The sequence below is a fragment of the Limnochorda pilosa genome (assembly GCF_001544015.1).
Taxonomy (GTDB): domain Bacteria; phylum Bacillota; class Limnochordia; order Limnochordales; family Limnochordaceae; genus Limnochorda; species Limnochorda pilosa.
This window is the reverse complement of sequence record NZ_AP014924.1, coordinates 1,363,460-1,387,622: the sequence shown is the minus strand read 5'-3', so window position 1 is coordinate 1,387,622 and position 24,163 is coordinate 1,363,460. Positions and strand designations below refer to the sequence as shown.

Annotated in this window: 18 protein-coding genes, 2 tRNA genes, 1 other RNA gene and 1 riboswitch; all 21 genes read right to left on the bottom strand. The window is 71.5% G+C overall.

The window, feature by feature from the left end; genetic code table 11:
* Positions 1-75: 75 nt before the first annotated feature.
* Positions 76-1,914, bottom strand: a complete 1,839-nt coding sequence (locus LIP_RS06040; RefSeq protein ID WP_144440357.1) for a methyl-accepting chemotaxis protein — start codon at positions 1,912-1,914, stop codon at positions 76-78.
* Positions 1,915-2,029: 115 nt separating this feature from the next.
* Positions 2,030-2,103, bottom strand: a tRNA-Gly gene (locus LIP_RS06035).
* 63 nt (positions 2,104-2,166) lie between these two features.
* A tRNA-Pro gene (locus LIP_RS06030) sits at positions 2,167-2,243 on the bottom strand.
* Positions 2,244-2,415: 172 nt separating this feature from the next.
* Positions 2,416-3,177, bottom strand: coding sequence for an RdgB/HAM1 family non-canonical purine NTP pyrophosphatase (rdgB, locus tag LIP_RS06025; protein ID WP_198409751.1), 762 nt, complete (start codon positions 3,175-3,177; stop codon positions 2,416-2,418).
* A 4-nt stretch (positions 3,178-3,181) separates the two neighbouring features.
* Positions 3,182-4,009, bottom strand: coding sequence for a ribonuclease PH (gene rph / locus LIP_RS06020; protein ID WP_407936401.1), 828 nt, complete (start codon positions 4,007-4,009; stop codon positions 3,182-3,184).
* 44 nt (positions 4,010-4,053) lie between these two features.
* Entirely contained in the window at positions 4,054-5,517 is a 1,464-nt protein-coding gene (murD, locus tag LIP_RS06015) for a UDP-N-acetylmuramoyl-L-alanine--D-glutamate ligase (RefSeq protein ID WP_068135635.1), read from the bottom strand.
* A 63-nt stretch (positions 5,518-5,580) separates the two neighbouring features.
* Complete coding sequence (locus tag LIP_RS06010; protein ID WP_144440356.1) at positions 5,581-6,165, bottom strand: GerMN domain-containing protein; 585 nt, start codon at positions 6,163-6,165, stop codon at positions 5,581-5,583.
* Between the two features lie 18 nt (positions 6,166-6,183).
* Positions 6,184-8,406 carry an N-acetylmuramoyl-L-alanine amidase gene (locus LIP_RS06005; protein WP_068135631.1) on the bottom strand — a complete coding sequence of 741 codons (2,223 nt, stop codon included), beginning with the start codon at positions 8,404-8,406 and terminating at the stop codon, positions 6,184-6,186.
* A gap of 393 nt (positions 8,407-8,799) precedes the next feature.
* Positions 8,800-9,160, bottom strand: a transfer-messenger RNA (tmRNA) gene (ssrA, locus tag LIP_RS06000).
* A gap of 38 nt (positions 9,161-9,198) precedes the next feature.
* Positions 9,199-9,657 carry an SsrA-binding protein SmpB gene (gene smpB / locus LIP_RS05995; RefSeq protein WP_068135628.1) on the bottom strand — a complete coding sequence of 153 codons (459 nt, stop codon included), beginning with the start codon at positions 9,655-9,657 and terminating at the stop codon, positions 9,199-9,201.
* A gap of 123 nt (positions 9,658-9,780) precedes the next feature.
* Positions 9,781-11,937 (bottom strand): diguanylate cyclase, encoded by a 2,157-nt coding sequence (locus LIP_RS05990; RefSeq protein WP_068135625.1) that lies wholly within the window; start codon positions 11,935-11,937, stop codon positions 9,781-9,783.
* A 132-nt stretch (positions 11,938-12,069) separates the two neighbouring features.
* A riboswitch (cyclic di-GMP riboswitch) is annotated at positions 12,070-12,154 on the bottom strand.
* Positions 12,155-12,431: 277 nt separating this feature from the next.
* Entirely contained in the window at positions 12,432-13,877 is a 1,446-nt protein-coding gene (locus LIP_RS05985) for a DUF4384 domain-containing protein (RefSeq protein ID WP_068135620.1), read from the bottom strand.
* Positions 13,878-14,070: 193 nt separating this feature from the next.
* Positions 14,071-16,116 carry a sodium-translocating pyrophosphatase gene (locus LIP_RS05980; protein WP_068135618.1) on the bottom strand — a complete coding sequence of 682 codons (2,046 nt, stop codon included), beginning with the start codon at positions 16,114-16,116 and terminating at the stop codon, positions 14,071-14,073.
* 102 nt (positions 16,117-16,218) lie between these two features.
* Entirely contained in the window at positions 16,219-16,440 is a 222-nt protein-coding gene (secG, locus tag LIP_RS05975; RefSeq protein WP_068135615.1) for a preprotein translocase subunit SecG, read from the bottom strand.
* Between the two features lie 142 nt (positions 16,441-16,582).
* Entirely contained in the window at positions 16,583-17,863 is a 1,281-nt protein-coding gene (gene eno / locus LIP_RS05970; protein ID WP_068135612.1) for a phosphopyruvate hydratase, read from the bottom strand.
* Positions 17,864-17,866: 3 nt separating this feature from the next.
* Positions 17,867-18,664, bottom strand: a complete 798-nt coding sequence (gene tpiA / locus LIP_RS05965) for a triose-phosphate isomerase (RefSeq protein ID WP_068135610.1) — start codon at positions 18,662-18,664, stop codon at positions 17,867-17,869.
* Positions 18,661-19,869 (bottom strand): phosphoglycerate kinase, encoded by a 1,209-nt coding sequence (locus LIP_RS05960; RefSeq protein ID WP_068135608.1) that lies wholly within the window; start codon positions 19,867-19,869, stop codon positions 18,661-18,663. Before LIP_RS05960 ends, tpiA begins: the two co-directional genes overlap by 4 nt.
* Positions 19,870-19,969: 100 nt before the next feature.
* On the bottom strand, positions 19,970-20,974 hold the full coding sequence (gene gap, locus LIP_RS05955; RefSeq protein ID WP_068135605.1) for a type I glyceraldehyde-3-phosphate dehydrogenase: 1,005 nt from the start codon (positions 20,972-20,974) through the stop codon (positions 19,970-19,972).
* A 27-nt stretch (positions 20,975-21,001) separates the two neighbouring features.
* Positions 21,002-22,087 (bottom strand): sugar-binding transcriptional regulator, encoded by a 1,086-nt coding sequence (locus tag LIP_RS05950; protein WP_082725936.1) that lies wholly within the window; start codon positions 22,085-22,087, stop codon positions 21,002-21,004.
* A gap of 120 nt (positions 22,088-22,207) precedes the next feature.
* Complete coding sequence (gene whiA, locus LIP_RS05945) at positions 22,208-23,146, bottom strand: DNA-binding protein WhiA (RefSeq protein WP_269433392.1); 939 nt, start codon at positions 23,144-23,146, stop codon at positions 22,208-22,210.
* A gap of 99 nt (positions 23,147-23,245) precedes the next feature.
* On the bottom strand, positions 23,246-24,115 hold the full coding sequence (gene rapZ / locus LIP_RS05940) for an RNase adapter RapZ (protein WP_068135598.1): 870 nt from the start codon (positions 24,113-24,115) through the stop codon (positions 23,246-23,248).
* Positions 24,116-24,163 lie beyond the last annotated feature (48 nt).

The window sequence follows — 24,163 nt, the reverse complement described above, 5'->3', positions numbered from 1 at the left end:
TGGGATTACTGCATCCCTTCTTCGCCTATGATAGCGCTTGGAACGTTCTGGTTTCGTATGGCGAAAGGCCGAGTCTCAGGCGCTGCGTGCGACCGGAGCGCTCCCTTCCGCCCGCCGCTCGATGATGAACGAGCCCATGGCGCGACGGAGCTCCCGCGCCGCGGCGGCCAGGGCGCGGGCAGCCTCCTGCACCTGGTCGGCGGTGGCCTTCTGCTCTTCGCTGGCAGCCGAGATCTCTTCCACCCCGGCGGCGGTCTCCTGGGCGACGGCGGCGATCTCCTCGCTCGCCTGGTCCACGCCCTGGCTCTCGCCCACCACCGCCTCGATCTCACCCGCCACGGTGCGGAAGTGCTGCGCGGTCGCCTCGATCGCGTGTGCGATCTCCTGCAGGCGGCGGTCGGTCTCTTCCGCAGCCCGGTTGCCCTCGCGGACCTGGTCGGCTGCGGCGCGCACCTGCTCCACCACCCCCCGCGTCTCGCGGCGCACCTGGTCGATGATCTGAGCGATCTCGTCGCTGGAGGTCTTGGAGCGCTCGGCCAGCTTGCGGATCTCGGACGCCACTACGGCGAAGCCGCGCCCCTGCTGCCCCGCACGGGCGGCCTCGATGGCCGCATTCAAGGCCAGGAGGTTGGTCTGCTCGGCAATCTGGCTGATGGCCTCGCTGATCCGCCCGATCGCCTCGGAACGCTGGTCAAAGCTCTCGGCGAGCTGGGCGGACCTCTCCACCGAGCCGGTGATCTCGTGCATGTGGACCACGTTCTCGCCTACGGCCTGCCGGCCCCGCTGCGCAACCTCGGTTACCTCAGCGGCCTGCCGGGTGAGGCGCCCCATCGCCTCCTGCACCTGCCGGAGGCGGCCCAGCACCTGCTGCATGGACTCTCGCACCCGTACGGCCGACTGGGCCTGCTGGTCGGCACCGACCGCCATCTGCTGGATGGACTCGGCCACCTGGGTCGACGCCTCCTGCAGGTGCTTCGAGGACTCGGCCAGGCGCTCACTCGAGCCGGCCACCTGCTCGGCCGTCTGGATCGCGCGGCGTACGGAGCCCCGCATCTGCTCTACGGCCCGGTTGAGGGCGATCACCATGCGGCCCGGCTCGTCGCGCCGCTCGCGCCGGAGCACTACCTCGCCTGAGAGATCACCCGACGCGAGCGACTCGGAGAAGCTGGTGGCCTGAAGGAGCAGGCCCGTGGCCCCGCGCCCCAGCCCGACCGCCAGGATCAGGCTCGCCAGGGCGGCCCCCACGATGGTGGCCAGCATCAGGCGCTGGGCCCCGGCGAAGACCGCCTCCGACTCGGCCCGCGCCGTCGCCCCTTCCTGCTGAAAGTACTCCCTCAGGATGTCCAGGTTCTGGCGGGCAGGAAGGAACTGGGTGAGTTCGAGCAGGCGCAGCTCCCGTGCGACCGCGTTGCCCGACAACTCCCCCGAGGCATAGCGATCCCTGGTTTCGGCCAGGGCCCCCTGCCAGGACTCCACGCCGGCGGCTACCGCCTGCGCCAGGGCGACCTCTTTCTGACCGGGCAGAAAGCGGACGACGGCCTCCAGGCGCTGCGCCGCCCGGTCCGTGGCCGCCCTGTAGCGGTCCGCCAGCTCGTTGAGCTCACGACCGTCGGGTGGCACGCTGAAGAGCCGGTTCTGGTACGCAAGGGCTTCGTAGAGGTCCCGGTCGGCCTGGAGGATCAGGTCCAGCCCCGAGAGGTACCCGTCGGCGAAGACAGCCACGTATCCGTTCACCTGACCGGCGCTCCGGAACCCCACCCAGCCCGTGAAGACCATGGCTCCGATGAGGAGGACCACCAGCAGGAGGATCTTCGACCGCACCGACCGGTTCCCGAACCAGACCACCGGGGCTGCCAGCGCCCGCTTGAGCCGCGCCACGTCGCCTACCCCCATCCGCTCGTCGGTCGATCTCATCCTCTTCCGTGTATCGACCATTCGGAACAGGGCGTTGAGTTGGCACGCGCGGAAAGCCGCCAGGTAAGGAAAAGAGCCGGCGCCTTGGGCGACGTCCGGCTCACGGGAACGAAACTGGAGCGGGTGAGGGGAATCGAACCCCCGTACCCGGCTTGGAAGGCCGGTGCTCTACCATTGAGCTACACCCGCCGGTGGTCAGCACCCGTTGTGGTCAACCATCGTGGTCAAGCGTGGCACCAAGCGCCCGAAACGTGGTCGGGGTGCCGGGATTTGAACCCGGGGCCTCCTGCTCCCAAAGCAGGCGCGCTACCAAACTGCGCTACACCCCGCTGGCTCCACCGTGGTGGAGAACCGCCCACAGTCTAGCACCGGCGACTACCGGGGTCAAGAGGAGCGCCGTCCGAGCCGGGGCCCCGAGCAGCCAGGGCCCGGCGCCTGGGTTCAGGTATTGCGGCCCGGATCGGGCGCCCGCCCGGACCCCGGTCATCAGCGCTCGTCGCCTCAAGGCTTCCCGCCCTGCGCCTCCCGAAGCAGGCGCTCCCGGGCCTTTCTGGCCGCACGGGCCCGGTGGCTGAGCCGGTTCTTCACCTCCGGGGCCACCTCACCCAGGCACCGCTGGAGCTCCGGCACCCAGAAGATGGGATCGTACCCGAAGCCCCGGTCTCCCCTGGGCTCGGTCGCGATGAAGCCCTCCAGCAGGCCCTCTTCCGTCCACTCCTCGCCCAAGGGGCGGGCCACGGCGATCACGCAGCGAAAGCGGGCGGTGCGATGCTCCCATGGCACCCCCTCCATGAGCTTGAGCAGTGCTCGGATGCGGTCCGCATCGCTGGCCGATTCGCCGGCGAAGCGGGCCGAGAGGACCCCGGGGGCCCCCTTCAGGGCGTCCACCTCTAGGCCCGAGTCGTCGGCCAGGGCGGTCTCAAGGGTGAAAGCGGCCGCCGCCCGAGCCTTGGCCAGGGCGTTGGCCGCGTAGCTCTCGGTACCCTCGGCCACCTCGGGGGCTCCGGGGAAGGCGTCCAGGCCGGTCACCGGCCACGGCAGAGGTCCCAGGAGGGCCCGGAGCTCGCCCACCTTGTGCCGGTTGTGGGTCGCGAGCACCAGCCAGCCCCGGCGGCCTCGGGCGCGAGGGTGGGGTGTCTCCTCGGGCCGACTCGCTGGGTCGTGGGTCCGGGCAGGGGGTGCGATCGCACGGGGCTCGCGGGGGGCGGCTCCCCGGGACCAGAGAGGCGGCCGAACGGGCGGAACGGACGAAGGCGGTTCCACGGGCTCACCCCTCCCGGTGCGCGGGCCTCCCGTTCCCTCCCACGTGGGGATCGAGGGCCAGGCGCTGGTCGATGCTCTCAAGGATCTCGTCGGTCAGCACCCGCCGCTGCTCCACAAAGAGCCGCTCGATGCCGTGCTGGGCGAGCTTGAGGAGAGCGTTCATCTCGTCGAAGGTGAAGCTGCGGCCCTCGCCGGTCCCCTGGAGCTCCACCAGCCGGCCCGAGCCCGTCATCACCACGTTCATGTCCACCTCGGCGCGGGAATCCTCCGCGTAGCTCAGGTCCAGACGGGGACGGCCGTCCACCAGACCCACGCTGGTGGCACTGACGAAGTCGTAGAGGGGCAGCCGGTCCCACCCTTCCCGGACCCGCAGCCGCTGGAGGGCGTACGCCAAAGCCACGAAGGAGGCGGTGATCGAGGCGGTCCGGGTGCCGCCGTCGGCCTGGAGCACGTCGCAGTCAAGCCAGAGGGTGCGCTCGCCCAGGTGCTTCAGGTCCACCACGGCCCGGAGGCTCCGCCCCACCAGCCGCTGGATCTCGTGGGTGCGCCCGCCGACCTTGCCGCGCGCGGCCTCGCGGGGCGTGCGTTCCTCGGTGGCCCGGGGCAGCATGGCGTATTCGGCGGTCACCCAGCCTTGGCCGCTGCCCCGCAGGAAGGGGGGCACCCGCTCTTCCACGGTGGCCGTGGTGATCACCCGGGTGTCGCCCAGCTCGATGAGGCACGAGCCCTCGGCGTACTTCATGGTGTCCACCGTCATGCGCACGGGGCGCAGCGCGTCGTCCGGACGGCCGTCAGGCCGGCTTCCTTCTGGGGCGGAAACCGCAGGCGCCAGCGTCGCCGCGCCCTGCTCGTGCACGTGTCGATCGCTCTGCTGGCTCAACGGGACCGAACCTCCTCGCCGCCCGCTGCCGCGGGGCCGGGGGCGCCCAGGGCCGCCACCAGGGCACGAAACCGGTCCCCGCGCTGCTCGAAGTTGGCGAACTGGTCGAAGCTGGCGCACCCCGGCGAGAGGAGCACGCGGTCGCCCGGGAGCGCCAGGCGGCTGGCCAGGTCGACGGCCTCGTCCAGGTCCCCCACCCGGTGGAGGACGGGTCCCGGTGTCTGTCGTTCGCGGGCCTCCCGGCGCACAGCCTCCTCGATGCGCCCGGCCGTGGCCCCGAGGAGGTAGAGGTGCCGCACCGCCCGCACCGCCTCCCCGGCCAGCGGTTCGAAGGGCAGGTGCTTGTCGTACCCCCCGGCAATGAGGTGAAGGGGGCGGCCGGCCATGGCCTGGATCCCGGCCACGGCCCGCTCGGGCGTGGTCGCGATGGAGTCGTTCACGTACTCCACGCCGTGTACCTCCCCCACGCGCTCCAGCCGGTGGCGCACGCCGGTGAAGGTGCGGGCCACCTCGCGGACGGCCTCGGGGGTCGCGCCGCAGAGGGCGGCTGCGGTAGCGGCCGCCAGGAGGTTGGCCCGGTTGTGGCCCCCCGGGAGACGGATCTCGTCCACCCCCACCAGGCGCAGGGGCCGGCTCCCGGGGGACAGGCGCAGCCAGAGGGCGCCCTCCGCCTCGAATCCGCCCCGGTCCACCTCCTGCTCGCGGCTGAACCAGAGGACCTCCCCCGGCGTGGCCGAGGCGAACTCCCGCACCGCTGCCTGGTCCAGGTTCAGCACGGCCCGATCCGAGGCGTTCTGGAAGCGGACGATCCTCCGCTTGGCGGCCGCGTACGCTTCCATGGACGGGTGAACGTCCAGGTGGTTGGGGGTGAGGGTGGTCACCACGGCCACCTGGGGGCTGCGCCGCTGCAGCTCGAGCTGGAAGCTGGAGAGTTCCAGCACCGCCCAGGTGCCGGGGGGGATCGTCTCGGCCACCTCGATCAGGGGCTGGCCGATGTTCCCCCCCACCACCACGGGCACGCCGGCGGCGCGCAGCATCTCGCCGATGAGGGTGGTGGTGGTGGTCTTGCCGCTGGTGCCCGTCACGCCCACCACGGGACCGCGGCACGTCCGGAAGAAAAGGTCGATCTCGCAGGTCACGACCGCCCCCCGGGCCCGGGCCGCCTCGATCTCCGGCAGGTCCTTGCGCATCCCGGGGGTCAGCACCAGCATGTCGGCCCGGTCGAGCGGGACGAGGTAGTCGGGACCGAGCCAGAGCTCCAGCGGGAGCCGGGCAAGCTCGCCGTAGCCCTCGAGCTCCTGGGGCGGCTTCCGATCACAGGCAATGACCCTGACGCCCTTTGCCACCAGCCAGCGGAGGACGGCCCGGTTGCTGGTTCCGAGGCCCACCACGGCTACCCGTGCCTGTTTGAGGTCGCGCCCCAGAAGGTCCGGGAACGCGCCGGGAACCTGCCGGCCCATGGATCCTCCTCCTCTCGAGACCGTGCCCGCGCCCGAGGGGCACCCGGCCCGGTGCGCCGCATCCTATGGACCCTCGGCGGGCGGTGTGCCTGTCTGAAGTCTTTCCGCCCGCCGCTGGACAATCCGTCCGGGATCGGGAGCCAGGGGCCGGGTGAGGTCCACGTGCCCCTTCAGCGACTCCACCCGCTGCCCTTCCACCAGCAGCTGGACCCGTTGGATCCCCGGCAGTTGGGTGAGGGTCTCGACGATGCCGTACACGGTCAGAAGCTCGCCCGCGGAGCCGCCGGGGTGGTTGTCCACCAGCGCCTGATTCAGGCTCACGGTGGCCACCGGCCCGCTCACCTGGACCCACTGCACCCGCCCGCCCATGGGGATTGGGTTTACGTAGTCGCCCCGGCGGCGCGCCCCGGAGAAGAGCGCGTCCAGGACCCCCTCGGGCGTCACCTGCTCCCGCGGGAGGCGGGTGGGCAGGCCCACGAGCCCCATCGCGTCCTGGGTGGCGTAGTACACCAGCACTTCCTCGTCCGGCGCGAGCCTGCGGTCGATGCCCGCCTGCCACCGTTCTCCCAACAGGCCCAGGGCCACCAGGCCCGCCAGGAAGAGCAGGACGGCCAGCAACCGCCACCCGCGCGTCGCGTCGTACTCCACGTTCCCCACGCCCCTCACTCAGATGGAGGCGTCGGTCGCCTTGGCGTCCTCGGCCTCCCGGGACTCGTGCATCACCCGGTTCCAGAGGTCGGCGCCTGCGGCCGAAGCGCTGGCCGGAACCGGGCCCCCGTCCAGCCGGGCGAAGTACTGCACGATGCCCGTGGCGACCGCTTCGGCCGCTTCCTTCCGATACGTCTCCCGCCCCAGGAGCTCCTTCTCCTGCGGGTTGGTGATGAACGAGACCTCTACCAGAATGGCAGGAACTTCGGCATCCCGCAACACCCAGAAGTTGTTGGACTTGACGCCCCGGTCCTTCCGCCGCAGCGTGCGGACCAGCTCCCTCTGGACCGCCTGGGCCAGTATCTGGTTGTTGGGCTGCTTGGGCAGGTAGTAGGTCTCGATGCCCTCGGCCGCCCCGTCGACGGCGGCGTTGCTGTGGATGCTCACGAAGAGGTCGGCGCTCAGGGCGTTGGCCAGGGCCGCCCGCTCCCAAAGGGGGATGAAGGTGTCGTCGGACCGGGTCATCGCGATCTCGAACCCGCGGCGCTTCAGCGCTTCCCCCAGCCGGCTGGCGATGTCCAGGTTGACCAGCTTCTCAGACAGGTCGGTGTCGCCGGCTCCCCGGTCGAGCCCGCCGTGGCCCGGGTCGAGGACCACCAGCCGCCCGCCCACCCGCGGCGACGCGATGCCGATGACCATCCGGTTCTGCCCTTCGAGACGGTAGGCCTGGTACTCGAGGGGGTCGCGGGACTCCACCACCAGCCGGGTCCGGCCGGCGCTGAACTGCCCCGCCCGCACCGTGACCTGCTCGTCCTGCCGGCCGTCCCGGCCGTCCAGGGTGAAGCTCCATTCCTTCTGGGCGAGATCGCGCGGGAGCACCGCCCCCGGGATGTCGAAGACCAGGCGCTGCGGGCCCGAGAGTTGCAGGGTCTCCAGGGTCATGGGGTCCTCGGCCTCCACCGCGAGGTAGAGCCACGAGCCGGAGAGCCGGGTGCGCAGCTGCTCCACGTGGTTCAACCAGACGAGCTGCATGGCTTCCGAGATCTCCACCGGGCCGCCGCCCTCCGGGGACCACGCGACGGCCGCCTTGGGCAGGGCGGCCCCGCTCTGCGACTCGAACTCCACCACCAGGCGGGCCACGTGGGGCTGGAACTGGCTGAGGCGCACGGAGCGGACGCCTTCCACCTGCGGCCGCTCGCTCAGCTCCCGGGTGACGGTGGCCCCCTGCATGTCCACCACCAGCCGATCGGGCTCCCGGAGCGGGCGAACCTGGAGGGGCACCTTCCCCGTCGCGTCCAGCCCCACGTAGAAGCGGTCGTTCTCCCGCCAGAGGGCGTAGCCGCTCACGTGCTCGTCCAGCTCGGCCTGGATCACCCGGCTGTCGCTGGTGCGGGCCACCCGGTACCCGGTGGGATGGGTCAGGTCCAGCACGACCCGCACCACCCCGGGCTCGAACTGGGATGCCCGCACCGACTTCACCACGTCCTGGTCGGCCGGCAGCTCCACCAGCGACTGCTCCAGGCGGGCCGGCGCCAGGTCGATGACCAGCCGGGCGGGGTTGGCGAGCAGGATGCTGCGATGGGAGACCGGCGCCGCCGCCTCCACCTGCACCCGGGGCATGCCGCCGTCGGTGAGCACCCGCAGGCCGAGCACCTGGCTCGCTTCCTCTTCAGGCTTCCCGGGCCGGGTGCCCTCTGGGCGCGGCGCCTGCGGGGGCGTGGCACTCTCCTGCCCCGAGGGGGTGTGCCATGCTACCGGATACGGCACGCCGGCCGCCTCCGGGCCCCGCTCCTCCACCGTGGTGAGCTGCGCCTGGGAGACGGGGCCGCCCAGCCCGTCGAAGACCCCCTCGGGCAGCAAGGCGATCTCCTGCGCGCCCCGCGCCGCATGGCGCGGCCGCAGGAGGAAGCCCCAGACGGAGGGGTCCCAGTCGAGGCGCATGCCCAGGGCGGTCGCGAGGGAGACCAGGTCCAGGTACTGGATGCCGTCCTCGCGGTAGGTCCGGGCGGCGGTGGTCTGGCCGCTCGGCAGCTCGAGCAGGAGCGCGTCGGGGTCGGGCTGCTCGGCTGTGGGTGTGAGCCGGAGCCGGTCGCTCAGGAACTGGAAGGGCGCCGCCGGCCGCCCGTCGAGCACCCGCACCACCCGGAGCGCGGCCGTGTCATCCTGGGGCGGGTCCTCGGCCTGCACGGGGCGAGACGCCGCCGCAACCAGGGCCAGCGCGGCCGCGAAGAGTGCGAGCACAGGCAGGACCTTCCCGCGCCTGAAGCGGGCTTGTCCCCACCCCGTCGCCCCGAGCGGTGCTGCAGCCCTCCCGGCCACGCGCGTCCCTCCCGCGCCGGCTTCGGGCCGGTTGCCGCGCCCCCTGCTCCCCCGGGTGCGACACCCCACGCGGTATCCGACGCCGGCTCCCACGGGTTGACAGATCCGGCAAGGAATGCCGGAACCTTGCATGTTCTTCTCGGTTCCTCTTGAGATTCCTGGCCGCGTGTGGGACGGAATCGGTTTCGGTTGCCGGTACGCGGGTGGAAGCAACCTTCCCTTGGTTGGAAGCCGGGCGGGGCGGCGCGGACGCGGGCGGCCAGGCGAGCCCGCCGAGGGCAGCAAGAAGCCCGGCACCTGAGTGCCGGGCACACCTGGTGGAGGCGCAGGGGAGTCGCACCCCTGGTCCAGAAGGACAACGAGAGGAGTTTCTACGGGCGTAGCCTGTGTTCGGGGTTCGCCCCGCGACCTTCCCACAGGCAGGATGCCGGCGGGGCTATCCCGTCAGGTTTCCCCGGCCCTCCTCGGGAGGAGAGGGTCAGGTAGCCTGCCTTCTTTGACACCCGACGGGTCCCGGCAGGCGAGGCCCGTCAAGCGCACGGCCTACTTAAGCAGCAGCCGCGAGTGCCGGTTCGTTGTCGGCAGTTGTCTTTGAGTCCACCGTTTAGCGAGCAGGTGGGACCTCGGCCCGCTTATCTCCGCTCCCCGTACCCCCTGTCGAGCCTGACTCGCCCCCAAGGGTCTCGGGCTTCCGAGCACCTTCAGTATACACGTTCAGGCCCGCTGCTTCAAGCGGCGCTCGATCTCCCGGGCCTCGTCGCGCCGGGCGATGCTCTCCCGCTTGTCCCAGAGCTTCTTCCCCTGGGCCAGGGCCAGTTCCACCTTGGCCAGCCCGCGGGCGTTGAAGTAGATGCGTAGCGGCACCAGCGTCTTTCCCGCCTCCCGGGTCTTGCCCACCAGGCGGCGGATCTCGTCCTTGTTCAACAGCAGCTTCCGGGTCCGGGTGGGCTCGTGGTTCCACCGGTTTCCGAAGTCCCAGGGGCTGATGTGGAGGTTGTGGAGGAAGACCTCGCCGCCCTCCACCCGGGCGAAGGCCTCGCGCAGGTTCGCCCGGCCCGCCCGCAGGGACTTCACCTCGGTGCCCGTGAGCACGATGCCCGCCTCGAACCGCTCCAGGATGAAGTAGTCGTGGTGCGCCTTCCTGTTGGTGGCAACCACCCGCTCTTCGGCCACCGGGAGCCCCCCTTCCCTTCCGTCGGTCTCCGGCCGTCCCAGGATACCACCGCCCCGGCGGGGGCGCAAGGAGATGGCGTGGGGCCGGCGGCTCCGTCCCGGGCATGACCGGCCGGCGTTCGTCTAGCGTGCGGCCTGCGGGTCGGATGGGGATTCGCCGGGAACGGGGGCGCGCGCCTCGCCGGAGCCGTAGAGGAGGACCCGGTCCTTGCCTTGCTTCGCCTGCAGGAGGGCCTCGTCCGCTGCCTGGAGGAGCGCCCGGGCACTGCGCGCGTGGCGGGGGAAGGTAGCCACCCCCAGGCTCGCCGTCACCTGGCCCAGGGGCCCCACCCCCTCGACGACGAAGCGGTGCGCGGCGATGGCCTGGCGGAGGCGCTCGGCCAGGCCCAGGGCCCAGGCCGCGTCGGTTTCGGGCAGGATCACCGCGAACTCCTCGCCCCCGTAGCGGACGGCCGTGTCCGTTTGGCGCACCACCCTGCGGATGAGGCCGGCCAGCTCCTTCAGCAGCTGGTCCCCGGCGGGGTGGCCATAGCGGTCGTTGTAGCGCTTGAAGTCGTCCAGGTCGACCATCAGCAGGGAGACCAGGTGCTGGTACCGCCGGCTGCGAACCACCTCCCGCTCGAGCTCCTGGCGGAAGTAGCGGCGGTTGTACAGGCCGGTGAGCTCGTCGGTCATGGCCTGGTGGAGGGTTGCCTGATAGCGGCCGGCGTTCTCCAGGGCGATGGCCACGTGGTTGGCGAAGGCCAGGGCGGTCTCGGACTCTTCGGAGCTGAAGGCGTTCACCTCGGAGCGATCCAGGGCGATCATGCCGATCACCTTTCCCCGGGAGACCAGCGGCACGCCGAGCCACGAGCGGATGTGGTCGTGGGGCTTCGTTCGGAAGGCGGCAAAGGACGCCCGTGCATCGGGCACGATGAGCGGTCGGCCTTGCCCGATCACCATCCGGTTGGGGTTGTCACCTTCGAGGGGAAAGCTCATCCCGAGGACCTGATCCATCTGCTCGAACCCCCGGCCCGCCACGATCCGCAGCCGGTCCCCCTCCAGGACCTGCACCGAGGTGCTGACGGAGGGGACCAGGCGGCTCAGGTGTTCGAGAACCCGGCTCAGCAACTCGTCCAGCTCCAGGGTGGAGTTGAGCACCGCGGCCACGCGCTCCAGGCTCTCCGCCTTCCGGCGTGCGGCGCGCTCCGCCGCGAGCACCCGCTCGCGGGCAAGCACCGCACCCACGTGGTCCGCGACGGTGGCCATCAGGTGGACGTCCTCTTGGGTAAGGACGCCTGAGCGCCGGGTCTCCACGTTGAGGACTCCCCTCACCCGGCCCTCCACCCGCACGGGCACGCAGAGCTCCGCGGCTACGTGCGCGAGCACCTTCAGGTACCGGGGGTCTTGCCGTACGTCCGGCACCAGGAGGGGCTGGCCCTCGCGGGCCACCGTACCGGTGATGCCCGTCCCCAGGGGGATGGCCAGCGCGTGCGGGTTCGGCCCGAGGCCGTGGTACGAGGGATGGGGTCGCACGACCCTCTCCCCCTCATCCAGGAAGAGGAAGCCCACGTCCTCGGGGTAGAGGGTGGAGGCGAGGATCTGGGTGATGCGACCGATCCAGGCATCGACGTCGGGCGCGGCGCTGTCGGCCTCCACCACCTGGTGGAGTACGGCCAGCTCCAGGGCCCGCTGGCGCCAGCCCTCCTGGCCTCGCTCCAGCTCCTTGCGCAGCCGGCCTCCCGCCGCGACCGCCAGGAAGATGAAGGTTGCGCCGAAGCCGAGGTGCTCCCATGGGTACCGGCCTGAGCCGTCCAGGACCGCCGCCTCGCCCAGCGCGGTCAGGGTTCCGTCCACATGGGAGACGGCGAGGGCCGCCGCGAGCGCTACCACGGCCAGGGAGGCCAGCATCCCCGCGGCAACCCGCGAGAGGACGAACCCCAGCAAGCCCGCGTAGAGGATGCAGAGCGCCAGGATGGGGCCGCGGGCGCCGCCGGACTGCTGGAGGGCCACGGCCAGGACGACCAGGTCCAGCAGGAGCTGGCCGTGCAGGAGAAGGGTGAGGTGAAACGCAGGCTTGGGGAGACCTGCGCGGGCGGACGCGCGGAGGTAGAGCCAGGCTGCCGTGTTGAGGAGAGCGGCGGCGCCCAGGAGGATCACCAGGGGCATCAGGCGGTGGGGGGCCACCGCGCGGGCCGCCAGCAGCGCCAGGAGGGTGGCGGCAAGCCCCACCCAGCGAGCGAGAACGGCCGTCCGATTGGCCTGCAACACCTCCATGGACGTACCCGGGACCACGGCCATCGAGCCCTTCCTCCGTTCCGGCATTGTGCGCTCCGGCCCTGGTTGGCTGCCGTGGTCGGGCTCGAGGTGGGTCGCGGCGACCCCGCGCGTGCGTTCGCCGCGACGCGCCGCGGCGTGGATTCCCGAGGACCGTTCGGCAGCTCGGCCCGCATGAGGTCGCCCTCGAAGCGCCGGAGCTTTGCGTCCCCGGCTTTCGCCGGGTTTGCCCTTTCGCGTCTACCCTCGTGCGGGGGCTTCACGAGCCCACCGTCATGTCTTACATCGGCCTCGCTACAGAGACCTTGAAGGGGATTTCTGGGACCGTCCCAGGAGGTCCCAGGACCCGAACACGTGGTCGCCACGGATCGCGGCCGAGCGCGCCGCGGGTCCCGCCGCGCCCGAAGGACACCCGCCATGGGTGCCTCGGGACAGCGAGACCCGCGCCCGTGCCCGCGAGGGTCCTTGCGCCCGCCAGCGAGCGGACCAGCCCGTGGGGGACCGCTCCGGCGCCCGCCTCAGAAGCTGAAGCCGGCCCCCATCACCAGCCCCCGGCGGATGTGGTAGCCCGCCCAGACGTACCCGTGCCGGGCTTCCAGCGCCGCGCCGATCAGGGCGGTGGGGTAGACGTCGTACTCGGCGTAGCCCTTTCCGGTCGGCATGCTCGGATCCTGAGGATACTCGACGTCAACCGTTGGTACCGTCGCCTTTTTCTGCCATGCTAGACCCAGGCCCGCCCGAAACGCGAGACTCCCGGCGCGTGCGACGGTGATCCGCCCGTAGATCTCGGTTTCGGGGCCTTCTTCCAGTGTGGTCGTATTCTCCACGAGGTCGTCTGGACTGTCCACCGGCTCATACTCCGGCACCCGATCCCCCGTGAACCGCAGGCTGAAGCCCAGCCCGAAGGTGCGCCCGCCGATGTCCCCTCCGAAGCTGAAGACGTCGCCCTTCTCCGGGTCGTCGGGATCCTGGCCGATGCCCACGTCGAAGCCCGCGTAGACGACGGGCGGGTGCGGGGCCGGGGGCGGCCCGGGCGGTGGGGGTGGCGGGGGCAAGGACGGCGGCGGGGGTGGGGGCGGCGGGGGCGGCGGAGGCGGTGGGGGCGGCCAGTTCCAGGAGGATTCGGGCTCCAGCACCAGGCGGAGCTGGGTCTCCTGGTTCTCACGGACCCGGACCCGCTCGGTCTCGGGCTCGTAGCCTTCACGCCGCACCTCGAGGCGGTAGCTCCCCTCGTCCAGCCGGATCCTCAGGGGCGTGTGCCCCGTGTAGGCCCCGTCCACGTAGACGGCGGCGTTGGAGGGGTCGGAGTCCACCCAGAGCCAGCCCTTCCGCTCCCGGGGCGGCGGGGGCGGGGGTGGCGCCTCGCGGCCCACCCGGTACGAGGTCCAGTCCACCGCCCACTGGCGCTCGGGGACGATGCGGAGCTGGGCCCGCACCCGCCCCTCCACCCCGCCGGGCGCGCCCAGGTCGGGGAAGGCCTCCCGCTGGAGGGCGCCCGGATCGAAGAAGCCGATGGGAGCGGCCGTGGCGATGATCTGTAGGTACTCGATCCCTTCGGGTCCGCGCACCTTGAAGACGTACCCGCGCCCGGGGAGCTGGTGGCTGCCCGCCCGCACCCGGTTCTCCTGGTCGTAGCGGTTGGGGAAGATGAGGGTCACCCGGCCGGAGGTGTCCAGGTTGTAGATGTAGACGTACGCCTCCTGGTTGACCCAGAAGCTCACCTTCACCAGGTCGCCCACGTCGTAGCGGCTCGAGTTCGTGTCGATGCGCGCCTGAAGCTCGTGCGGCTCGGGCTGGACGATGATGCCCTGGGGCGCCGGGCCCTCGCCTGCGGCCCAGGCCGGGCCCGCCGGGACCACAGCCAGCAGGACGGCGAGCCCGAGGGCCGCCAGCCAGGCTCCGGGCGCCCCGGGTGCCCTCCGGGCGCGGCACCGGCGCCCGGGACTTCTTGGTTCCTCAGCCACGCGCGACCACCCCTTCCAGGGAAGAGTACGCCGGCATGAGAGGGCCTTCCTCGTGACCGCGGTCACGACCGGCGATTTCCCCCCGGGTGGAACGCGCCGGCCCCCGGCGGGAACCTCGCCGGGGACCGGTGGCACGGGAGCGATGCGGCGGCTCGAGGCCGCGGGCAGCCTGCAGCTCAGGCGGCCGCGGGGCTCACCCCAGGAGGCCTGCCCCGAAGAGCGGGGCGAAGACCAGGGAGACGATGGCCATGAGCTTGATCAGGATGTTGAGGCTGGGTCCGGCCGTGTCCTTGAAGGGGTCGCCCACCGTGTCGCCCACCACCGCGGCCGCGTGGGCAGGGGTGCCTTTCCCGCCGTGGTGGCCGTTCTCGATGTACTTCTTGGCGTTGTCCCAGGCACCGCCCGAGTTGGCCATCATGATGGCCAGGAGCACGCCGGAGGCGGTGGCGCCCGCCAGCAGCCCACCCAGCGCGTGCTTGCCCAGCAGGAAGCCCACCAGGAGCGGCACCACCACCGCCATGCTACCCGGCACCCGCATGGAGCGCAGCGCCGAGGCGGTGCTGATGTCCACGCAGCGAGCGTACTCGGGGCGCGCCTTGCCCTCCATGAGGCCCTTGATCTCACGGAACTGGCGGCGCACCTCGCCGATCATGTCGTGCGCGGCGGAGCCCACCGCCTGCATGGCCAGCGCCGAGAAGACGAAGGGAAGCATGGCCCCGATCAACAGGCCCACCACCACCGACGGGTGGAGCAGGTCGATGCTGGTCAGGTGCGCCGCCTGGGAGTAGGCGCTGAAGAGGGCCAGGGCCGTCAGGGCCGCGGAGCCGATGGCGAAGCCCTTGGCCACCGCGGCGGTGGTGTTGCCCACCGCGTCCAGGTGGTCCGTCACCTGGCGGACCTTGGGGTCCATCTCGGCCATCTCGGCGATGCCCCCGGCGTTGTCCGCGATGGGCCCGTAGGCGTCCACCGAAACGGTCATGCCCGTGGTGGAGAGCATACCCACGGCCGCCAGGGCGATGCCGTAAAGGCCCGCCATGGCGTAGGCCAGCCAGATGCCGGCCGCCAGCAGGAGGACGGGCACCACGGTGCTGCCCATGCCCACCGAGAGCCCCGAGATGATGTTGGTGGCGGTCCCGGTGAGGGAGGCCTCGGCGATGCCCCGGACGGGCTTGTACGCGTAGGAGGTGTAGTACTCGGTGAGCACCCCGATGAGGACCCCCACCACCACGCCCGAGGCCACCGCCACGAAGACGCGCACGCCGTCGTCGGGGATGAGCCGGACGGCGGCGAAGTAGGTGCCCACCAGCGCGAGCCCCGCGGCGATGAAGGTGCCGTAGCGGAGGGCCACCTGAGGGTCCCCGCCCACGCCCCGCCTCACCATCAAGCCGGCGAGGATGGCCGCCGCCACACCCACGACCGCCGTCACCAGCGGCAGGAAGAGGTAGCCGGTGGCACCCGCCCCATCCCGGGCCACCAGCGCCGCCCCCAGGGCCATGGTGGCGATGATGGACGAGGCGTAGGACTCGAAAAGGTCGGCCCCCATGCCGGCCACGTCGCCCACGTTGTCTCCCACGTTGTCGGCGATGACTGCGGGGTTGCGGGGATCGTCCTCGGGGATGCCCGCCTCCACCTTCCCCACCAGGTCGGCGCCCACGTCGGCCGCCTTGGTGTAGATGCCGCCGCCCACGCGGGCGAAGAGGGCGATGGAGCTGGCCCCGAAGGCGAAGCCGTTCACCACGTTGAAGGTGACCGGGCTGTCCACCCGCCCGAAGATCCACACCATGAGGCTCACCCCGGCCAGACCCAGCCCCGCCACCGAGAGCCCCATGACCGAGCCTCCGGAGAAGGCCACCCCCAGCGCCCGGCCGATACCGCCGGTAGCGGCCTGGGCCGTGCGGGTGTTGGCCCGGGTGGCGGCCTGCATGCCGATGAACCCGGCCAGGGTGGATGCGGCCGCCCCCACCACGAAGGCGATGGCGGTACGGGGATCCATGGCGGCGGGCGAGAAGGCGCCTGCCAGCCAGATGATGACGGCCACAATCAAGACGAAGAAGAGGAGAATACGGTATTCACGGCCGAGGAAGGCCATGGCCCCCTCGTGCACCGCCGCCGAGATGGAGCGCATGCGCTCGTTCCCCGGATCGGACCCTGAAACGACCTGGAAGTAGAAGAGGGCCACAAGCAAGGAGAGCACCCCGGCCCCGACCCCGGCCCAGGGCGCCCACGCGGCGAGTTCCATACGACGATTCCTCCCTGACGAGTTGGATGGAAGCGGCCGTTCCGCAGGGTGCGTTCAAAGGGGACGAGCCGAAGCCCGCCCCCGACGCATACTGCCGGACTCTCAGGCGATGAGCGCGAGGCCCACGGCCAGGACCATGAAGAGAATGCCCAGCACCGTCATCGCCTGCTCCAGGACCCGGTCCAGCCCCTTGGACTGGTCGAAGAACATCTGGGCGCTCCCGCCGATGGAGCCCAGGCCCTCCCCCTTGCTCCGCTGCAGGGAGAAGACCACCAGGAGCAGGATCGCGACGATCAGCTCCGCCACCATGAACGCTGTGGTCACGCCATCGCCCCTTTCCGCCAGCGGCGCGCGCACGACCGGGCGCGCCACGCGGCCATTGTAGCACAGGCCCCCTGGGCTGACAAGAATTCCGAAAACGGCTGCACGTTCCAGCCGGTCCCCGGACGGCCCCGCCCATCGCGCCCTACGGGCGGCGCGGGGCCAGCGCGGCGGCGCCTGCGTAGCGGGCCTGGTCGGCGAGCTCCTCCTCGATCCGGACGAGCTCGTTGTACTTGGCCACCCGCTCGCTCCGGCTGGGGGCGCCGGTCTTGATGAGCCCGGCGTTGGTCGCCACGGCCAGGTGGGCGATGGTGGTGTCCTCAGTCTCGCCCGAGCGGTGCGAGAGGACCGCCGTGTAGCCCGCCCGGTGAGCCATGTCCACGGCCTCCAGGGTCTCGGTGAGGGTGCCGATCTGGTTCACCTTCACCAGGATGCTGTTGGCCACCCCCTCGCGGATGCCCCGGGCCAGCCGGCGGGTGTTTGTGACGAAGAGGTCGTCGCCCACCACCTGCACCCGGCCGCCCAGGCGGGCGGTGAGCTGGGCCCAGTCGGCCCAGGCCTCCTCGTCCAGGGGGTCCTCGATGCTCCGGATGGGGTAGCGGTCGAGCAACCGGGCGTAGAAGTCGGCCATCTCCTCGAAGCGCCGGGTCGTCCCCTCGCCCTCGAAGCGGTAGGCCCCTTCGTGGTAGAGCTCGCTTGCGGCCACGTCCAGGGCCAGGGCCACGTCGTCGCCGGGGCGGAGGCCCGCCTTCTCGATGGCCTCCACGATCACGTCCAGGGCCTCTTCGTTCGAGCGCAGGTTGGGGGCGAAGCCGCCCTCGTCCCCCACCGCCGTGGAGAGCCCTCGACCCTTCAGCACGGCCTTCAGGGCGTGGAAAACCTCGGCGCCCATGCGCAGCGCGTCCCGGAAGCTCGGCGCCCCCACGGGCAGCACCATGAACTCCTGGATGTCCACGGTGTTGTCGGCGTGGCGGCCTCCGTTGAGGATGTTCATCATGGGCACGGGCAGCGTGTGGGCCAGGGCGCCGCCCACGTAGCGGTAAAGCGGCAGCTCCGACGACTCGGCGGCCGCCTTGGCCACCGCCAGGGAGACCCCCAGCAGCGCGTTGGCGCCCAGGTTGCCCTTGTTCTCCGTTCCGTCGAGCTCGATGAGCGTGCGGTCTATGGCCACCTGGTCGGTGGCGTCGAGCCCCACCAGCTCCGGGGCGATCTTCTCGTTGACGTTCTCCACGGCCTTCAGGACGCCCTTGCCCCCGTAGCGGTCGGGGTCGTCGTCCCGCAGTTCCACCGCCTCGAAACGGCCCGTGGACGCCCCCGACGGCACGGCCGCCCGGCCGAAGCTGCCGTCGTCCAGGTAGGCGTCTACCTCCAGGGTGGGGTTGCCGCGGGAATCCAGGATCTCGCGGGCATGGATCTCTTCAATCATCGGTCACGCGCCTCCCTTGCCGGGCCCCTTGGGCGCCCGGGCTTCCACCGCCATGGCCACGAACCCCTCTGCTTCCAGGCTCGCCCCGCCCACCAGCGCGCCGTCCACCTGGGGTTGGGCCAGGAACTCGCCCACGTTGGCCGGCTTCACGCTTCCCCCGTAGAGGATGCGCACCGCCGCGGCCACCTGGGCGTCGAAGAGCTCCTCGAGCAGACTCCGGATGACGCCGGCCATCCGGTTCGCCTCCTCGCCCGAAGCGTGCTCGCCGGTGCCGATGGCCCAGACGGGCTCGTAGGCGATGGTGAGCCGGCGCGCCTCGCCGGGCTTCAGCTCCGCCACGGCCGTCCGCAACTGATCCTGCACCCAGGAGTCGGCCCGCCCGGCCCGTCGCTCCTCGATGCGCTCGCCCACGCACAGGATGGGGGCGAGACCGTGACGCAAGGCGGCCCCGAGCTTCCGCTGGACGGCCTGGTTCGACTCGCCGAAGACGTGGCGCCGCTCCGAGTGGCCCACGATCACGTAGCGGCAGCCCAGGTCCACCAGCTGCAGCCCGGAGACCTCGCCCGTGTAGGCGCCCTGATCCTCCCAGAAGAGGTCCTGCGCGCCCAGGGCCACGGGGGTTCCCTCCAGCACCCGCCCCACCCGCTCCAGGGCGGTGAAGGGCGGGCAGAGGGCCACCTCTACGCCATCGTCCCCAGGGAGCGCCCGCTCCAGCCCCTCCACCACCCCTCGCGCCAGGGCCTGGGCGGCGTCGAGGGTGAGGTGCATCTTCCAGTTGCCCGCCATCAGAGGCCGCCTCATGCCCTCTCCTCCATCCGCGCCGCCGCAGCCTCGAGAGCGGCCACCCCCGGAAGGGTGCGGCCCTCCAGGAACTCCAGCGACGCCCCGCCGCCGGTGGAGACGTGGGTCATGCGGTCGGCGAGGCCCATCTGCTCCACGGCGGCGGCCGAGTCGCCGCCCCCGATGATGGTCACCCCGTCGGACTGGGCCATGGCCATGGCCACCGCCCGGGTGCCCCTGGCGAAAGGCTCCAGCTCGAAGACGCCCATGGGGCCGTTCCAGACGACGGTCTTCGCGGTGCGGACCTCCGCGGCCAGGGCCTTGGCCGTCTCGGGGCCGATGTCGAGCCCCTGTTGATCGGCCGGGATCTGGCCGGCCGGGACCACCCGGGTGCGGGCGTCTGCGGTGATGGTGGGGGCGATCACCACATCGACCGGAAGGAGCAGCCGCACGCCCTTCCGCTCCGCCTCCTCCAGGAGGCGCCGGGCCAGGGGGATCCGCTCCTCGTCCAGCAACGAGCGGCCCACCTCGTACCCCTTGGCCCGCAGGAAGGTGTACGCCATGCCGCCACCGATGGCCAGCGTGTCCACCTTGCCCAGCAGGTTCTCGATGACCCCGATCTTGTCGGACACCTTGGCGCCGCCCAGAATGGCCAGGAAGGGCCGGTCCGGCTTCTCCAGGGCCCGGCCCATGATCTCGATCTCCCTGAGCATGAGGAAGCCGGCCGCCGACGGGAGGAAGCGGGCCACCGCCTCGGTGGAGGCGTGGGCGCGGTGGGCGGCGCCGAACGCGTCGTTCACGTAGGCGTCGGCCAGGGCCGCCAGGCCCCGGGCGAAGTCCGGGTCGTTCTTCTCCTCCTCAGGGTGGAAGCGGAGGTTCTCCAACAGGAGCACGTCGCCGGGGCTCAAGGCGCGGGCGGCCTGCTCCGCCTCAGGGCCCACGCAGTCATCCGCCTTGCTGACGGGCCGCCCCAGGAGCTCCGCCAGGCGCCGGGCCACGGGCCCCAGCCGGAAGGCGTCCACCACCTTCCCCTTGGGCCGGCCCAGGTGGGACATGAGGATCACGGCCGCCCCTCGGTCCAGCAGGTTGCGGATGGTGGGCAGGGCGGCCCGGATGCGTGTGTCGTCGGTGATCTGTCCGGCGTCGTTCATGGGCACGTTGAAATCGACCCGCACCAGCACCCGCTTGCCCTGCACCGGCAACCGGTCGACTGCCAGCACCTGCATGGCTCTCTCCCTCCCTTGCTGGACCCGGGGCCGAAGCCGCGCCCGGGACGCCCGGCACACGGCACCCGGCGCCCGGCGCGCTCCCCGGGCCTTCCCTCGTTCAGCCGCGCGCGGCCACGTACTTGAGCAGGTCCACCACCCGCAGGGAGTAGCCCCACTCGTTGTCGTACCAGGAGACCGCCTTCACCAGCGTGCCGTCGATGACGCTGGTAAGGCTCGCGTCCACGATGGAGGAATGGGGGTTGCCCTTGAAGTCCATGGAGACCAGCGGCTCCTCGGTGTACTCCAGAACGCCCTTCATCGGACCTTCCGCCGCCGCCCGCAGGGCGCGGTTGACCTCGTCGGCGCTGGTGGCCCGCTCCACCACCGCGGTGAGGTCCACGATGGAGACGTCGGGGGTGGGCACCCGCATCGCGTAGCCGTCGAGCTTGCCCTTCAGGTCCGGCAGCACCTTGCCCACCGCGCTGGCCGCGCCCGTGGTGGTGGGGATGATGTTCTGGGCCGCGGCCCGGGCCCGCCGCAGGTCCTTGTGCGGCAGGTCCAGGATGCGCTGGTCGTTGGTGTACGAGTGCACGGTCACCATGAAGCCGTGCACCACGTGGAAGCTGTCGTGGATCACCTTCACCAGGGGCGCCAGGCAGTTGGTGGTACAGGAGGCGTTCGAGAGGACGTGGTGGCGGGCAGGGTCGTACATCTCCTCGTTGACGCCCATGACCACCGTCAGGTCCTCGCCCTTGGCCGGCGCGCTGATGATCACCTTGCGGGCGCCCGCCTCCAGGTGCCAGGCGGCCTGATCACGCTTGGTGAAGAGCCCGGTGGACTCGATGACGTACTGGACGCCCAGGTCGCGCCACGGGAGCTTGGCCGGCTCCCGCTCGGCCAGGACCTTGACGACGCGACCGCCCACCCGGAACCCGTCCTCCGCGGCCTCCACCTTCTCGGGGAAGCGGCCGTGCACCGAGTCGTACTGAAGCAAGTGGGCCAGGGTGGCCGGATCCGTGATGTCGTTGACGGCCACCACCTCGATCTCCGGGTCCAGGAAGGCACCCCGGAAGACCAGCCTGCCGATGCGCCCGAACCCGTTGATCCCTACCCGGATCGCCATGCTGTCGACCTCCTGTCTGAGTTGTTCCTAGGGTACCCCGATGCCCGCCTCCGAGACCTCGGTCCGGAGGGGGCCCGCGCTCCGCTCGCGGTACTCGAGGATCTCGAGCAGGGTACGGGCGGCACCCTCGTCGGTGATGAAGACGTCCTGGCCGCCCGTGGAGATCACCGAGAGGGAGGCCTCGGCCTTGCTGCGCCCGCCACCCACCGCCACCACGTGGGTGATCTGGGGAACGTCTTCCTGCCGGATCCCGACCGAGCTGGTGGTGTAGACCACCCGCCCCTCCCGGTCGAAGTAGAAGCCGAAGGCCTCGCCCACGGCCCGGCGCTTCCGCAGCAACCGCACCGTCTCCGCCGGCAGGCCGCGCCGCCGGGCCATCTCCTCGGCGGAGCCGATGCCGTGCAGGAGCACGTCGGCCCGCTTGATCTGGTCCAGCAGCTCCCGGATGCGGGGCTCCGCCTGGAGCGCGAGGACCGCCTCCTCCCCCAGGTCGTCGGGGATGTGCAGGAGGCGGTACTGGGCACCGAGGCGCTGGGCGATGCGGGCGGCGACGCTGTTGGCCTGCAGCTCCACCTCCTCGCCGAGGCCGCCCCGGGCGGGAACCACGGTGATGGGCCAGGGATCCCGGCTGGGCGGCAGGCTCTCGGCCACCTCGGCGAGGGTGGTGCCCCCCGTCACCGCGAGGGTCATGCCCGCCTGCAGGATGCCCTGGAGGTACTGGGCCGTGGCCCGGGCGAGCTCCTTCTTCACCGTGGGATCCAGGTCCGAATCGCCGGGCACGATGGTCACCCGCTTCAAGACCAGCCGGCGCTCCAGCTCCCGCTCGAGCTGGCTGATGCCCCGGAAGTCCCGCAGGTACTCGCGCAACGCCCGCAGGACCTCCTCACCCTCTGCCGTGACCCGCATCCCCTCCGGATCCGAGACGATCAAACCCTGGCGTCGCAGGAAATCCATCTCCTTGCGCACCATGCGCTCCGCCCAGTCCAGATGGGCTGCGAGCGCCCGGCGCCCCACCGGTTGGGCGAAGGAAATGTGCTGCAGCAAGAGGTAGCGCCTCTCGATCAGCTCCCCAGCCTCGGGAACGATGCGCCGCAGCAGACCCGTGTTCTCCAAGGACCGCCTCACCCCCGGGATGCCCGCCGTCCCTGCGCGGCTGAAAACGGTCCCGGCAGGGCGACACACAGCTATCCCCTACGCTATTCTCCCAGGGAGGGGGAGATCCTTCCCCCCTCTTCAGTGCGTGTCCCCCCGGGCCGGAAGCTGGCCCGCGAGCCGCATCAGGCGGTTCATGCGGTACTCCACCGTGGACTTGGGGACCGGCGGCCGCAGCGCGAGGCCCAGCTCCCGCAAGGAGAGGTCCGGGTGGCGCAGGCGCGCGCGGGCCACTGCCCGCAGAGGGTCCGGAAGGCCGGCCAGCCGCCCCGAGCGTTGCAGGCGGCGGATGGCCTCCGCCTGGCGAAGGCTGGCTGCCACCGACTTCTCCAGGTTGGCCGTCTCCGCGTTCACCATGCGGTTCACCTGGTTGCGCATGCCCTTGAGGGCCCGGCTGCTTTCCAGCTCCAGCACGGCCCGGTCTGCGCCGATCCCCTGCAGGAAGGCCACCACCTGATCGACCCCTTTCAGGTAGTGGAGGAGCATGCCCCGTCGTGCGGCCGTGCCCGCCCGCAGCCCCGTCCCTTCGAGCAGCCGGCCCACCCGGCGGTGCACGGCGGCGCTCTCGCAGACCAGCTCCAGGTGGTACGCTCGGCCCGGCCGGTTGACGGAGCCCCGGGCCAGGAAGATCCCCCGCAGGTAGGCCCAGGGGCAGTCCGTCCCGTGGCCGGCCCGGTCCAGGTCTCCCTCGGGGGGGAGCCGGCCGATCCCCAAGGATCGAAGGATCACCCGGGTGGCGGCACCCGTGGACACCCGGACCACATACCGGCTGGCCCGCCCCTGGGGGCTGCGCCGGTAGGCGATCTCCAGGGGGGCCCGGTACAGGTGGCGGAGGAGCCGGTAGGCGGCGCGCACCACCCATGCTTCGCCCGAGACCAGCTCCAGCCGGCCGTCGGGTCCGGGCCCAAGCCGGCCCAGCACGTGGATCAGCGCCGCGAGCTCGGCCTTCCGGCAGCTTCGTTCGGGGGGGATCTCCGCCGCCAGCTCCTGGCGGACGGCCCCGCCGAAGCGGAGCCGCAGCGGCCGGGACGAGGAAGCACGCGGGCGGCCCGGCGCGTGTGGTCCGGCTCCCGTCGAGGGGCCGGGACGCTGAGCGGCCAGCTCCGTCCCTCCTTCGCCCTACTCCTTGCCCTGCGTCTCCGAGAGCTCGCGGTGCTCCACCACCACGGGGTACCCCTGGGAGCGCAGGAAGTCGGCCAGGCGGTTGGCAATCACCACCGACCGGTGCTGCCCCCCGGTGCAGCCCACCCCCACCACCAGGTGGCTCTTCCCCTCCTGCACGTAGTGCGGCACCAGGAAGGAGAGGAAACGCTCGGCCTCCTGCAGGAAGCGCTGGGCCGCAGGCCAGCGCAGCACGTACTCCTCCACCCGGGCGTCGTTGCCCGTCAGCTGCTTGAGCGACTCCACGTAGTGCGGGTTCGGCAGGAAGCGGACGTCCAGCACCAGGTCCGAGTCCAGGGGGATGCCGTGCTTGTACCCGAAGGAGACCAGGGTGGTCACCATGCGGCGGTTGGGCTCGCCGCCGTAGCGCTCCGCGATCTCCGAGCGCAGCTCCCTCCCTGTCAGGTGGCTCGTGTCGAGGATGACGGTGGCCCGGCCCCGGAGCTCGTCCAGCACCTTCCGCTCCTTGCGGATACCCTCGAGCACCGTGCCCTCCTCGCCCACCAGCGGGTGGCGGCGACGCGTCTCCTTGAAGCGGCGCACCAGCACGTCGTCGGAGGCTTCCAGGAAGAGGATCTGGTAGTGGATGCTGAGCTGCTCCAGCTCCTTCAAGGCTTCAAAGAGGTTCTGGAAGAAGAGCCCGCCGCGGATGTCGCACACCAGCGCCACCCGGGTGATCCGGCCCTGCGACTGGAGGCAGAGCTCCGCGAACTTGGGGATCAGCGCGGGCGGCAGGTTGTCGACGCAGAAGAAGCCCAGGTCCTCGAAGGCATGGATCGCTTCGCTCTTGCCGGCCCCCGACAACCCGGTGACCAGGATGAACTGCATGCTTGCCACCCCCGAGCCGGACGGATGCACCCCGGGTGCCCCTGGGGC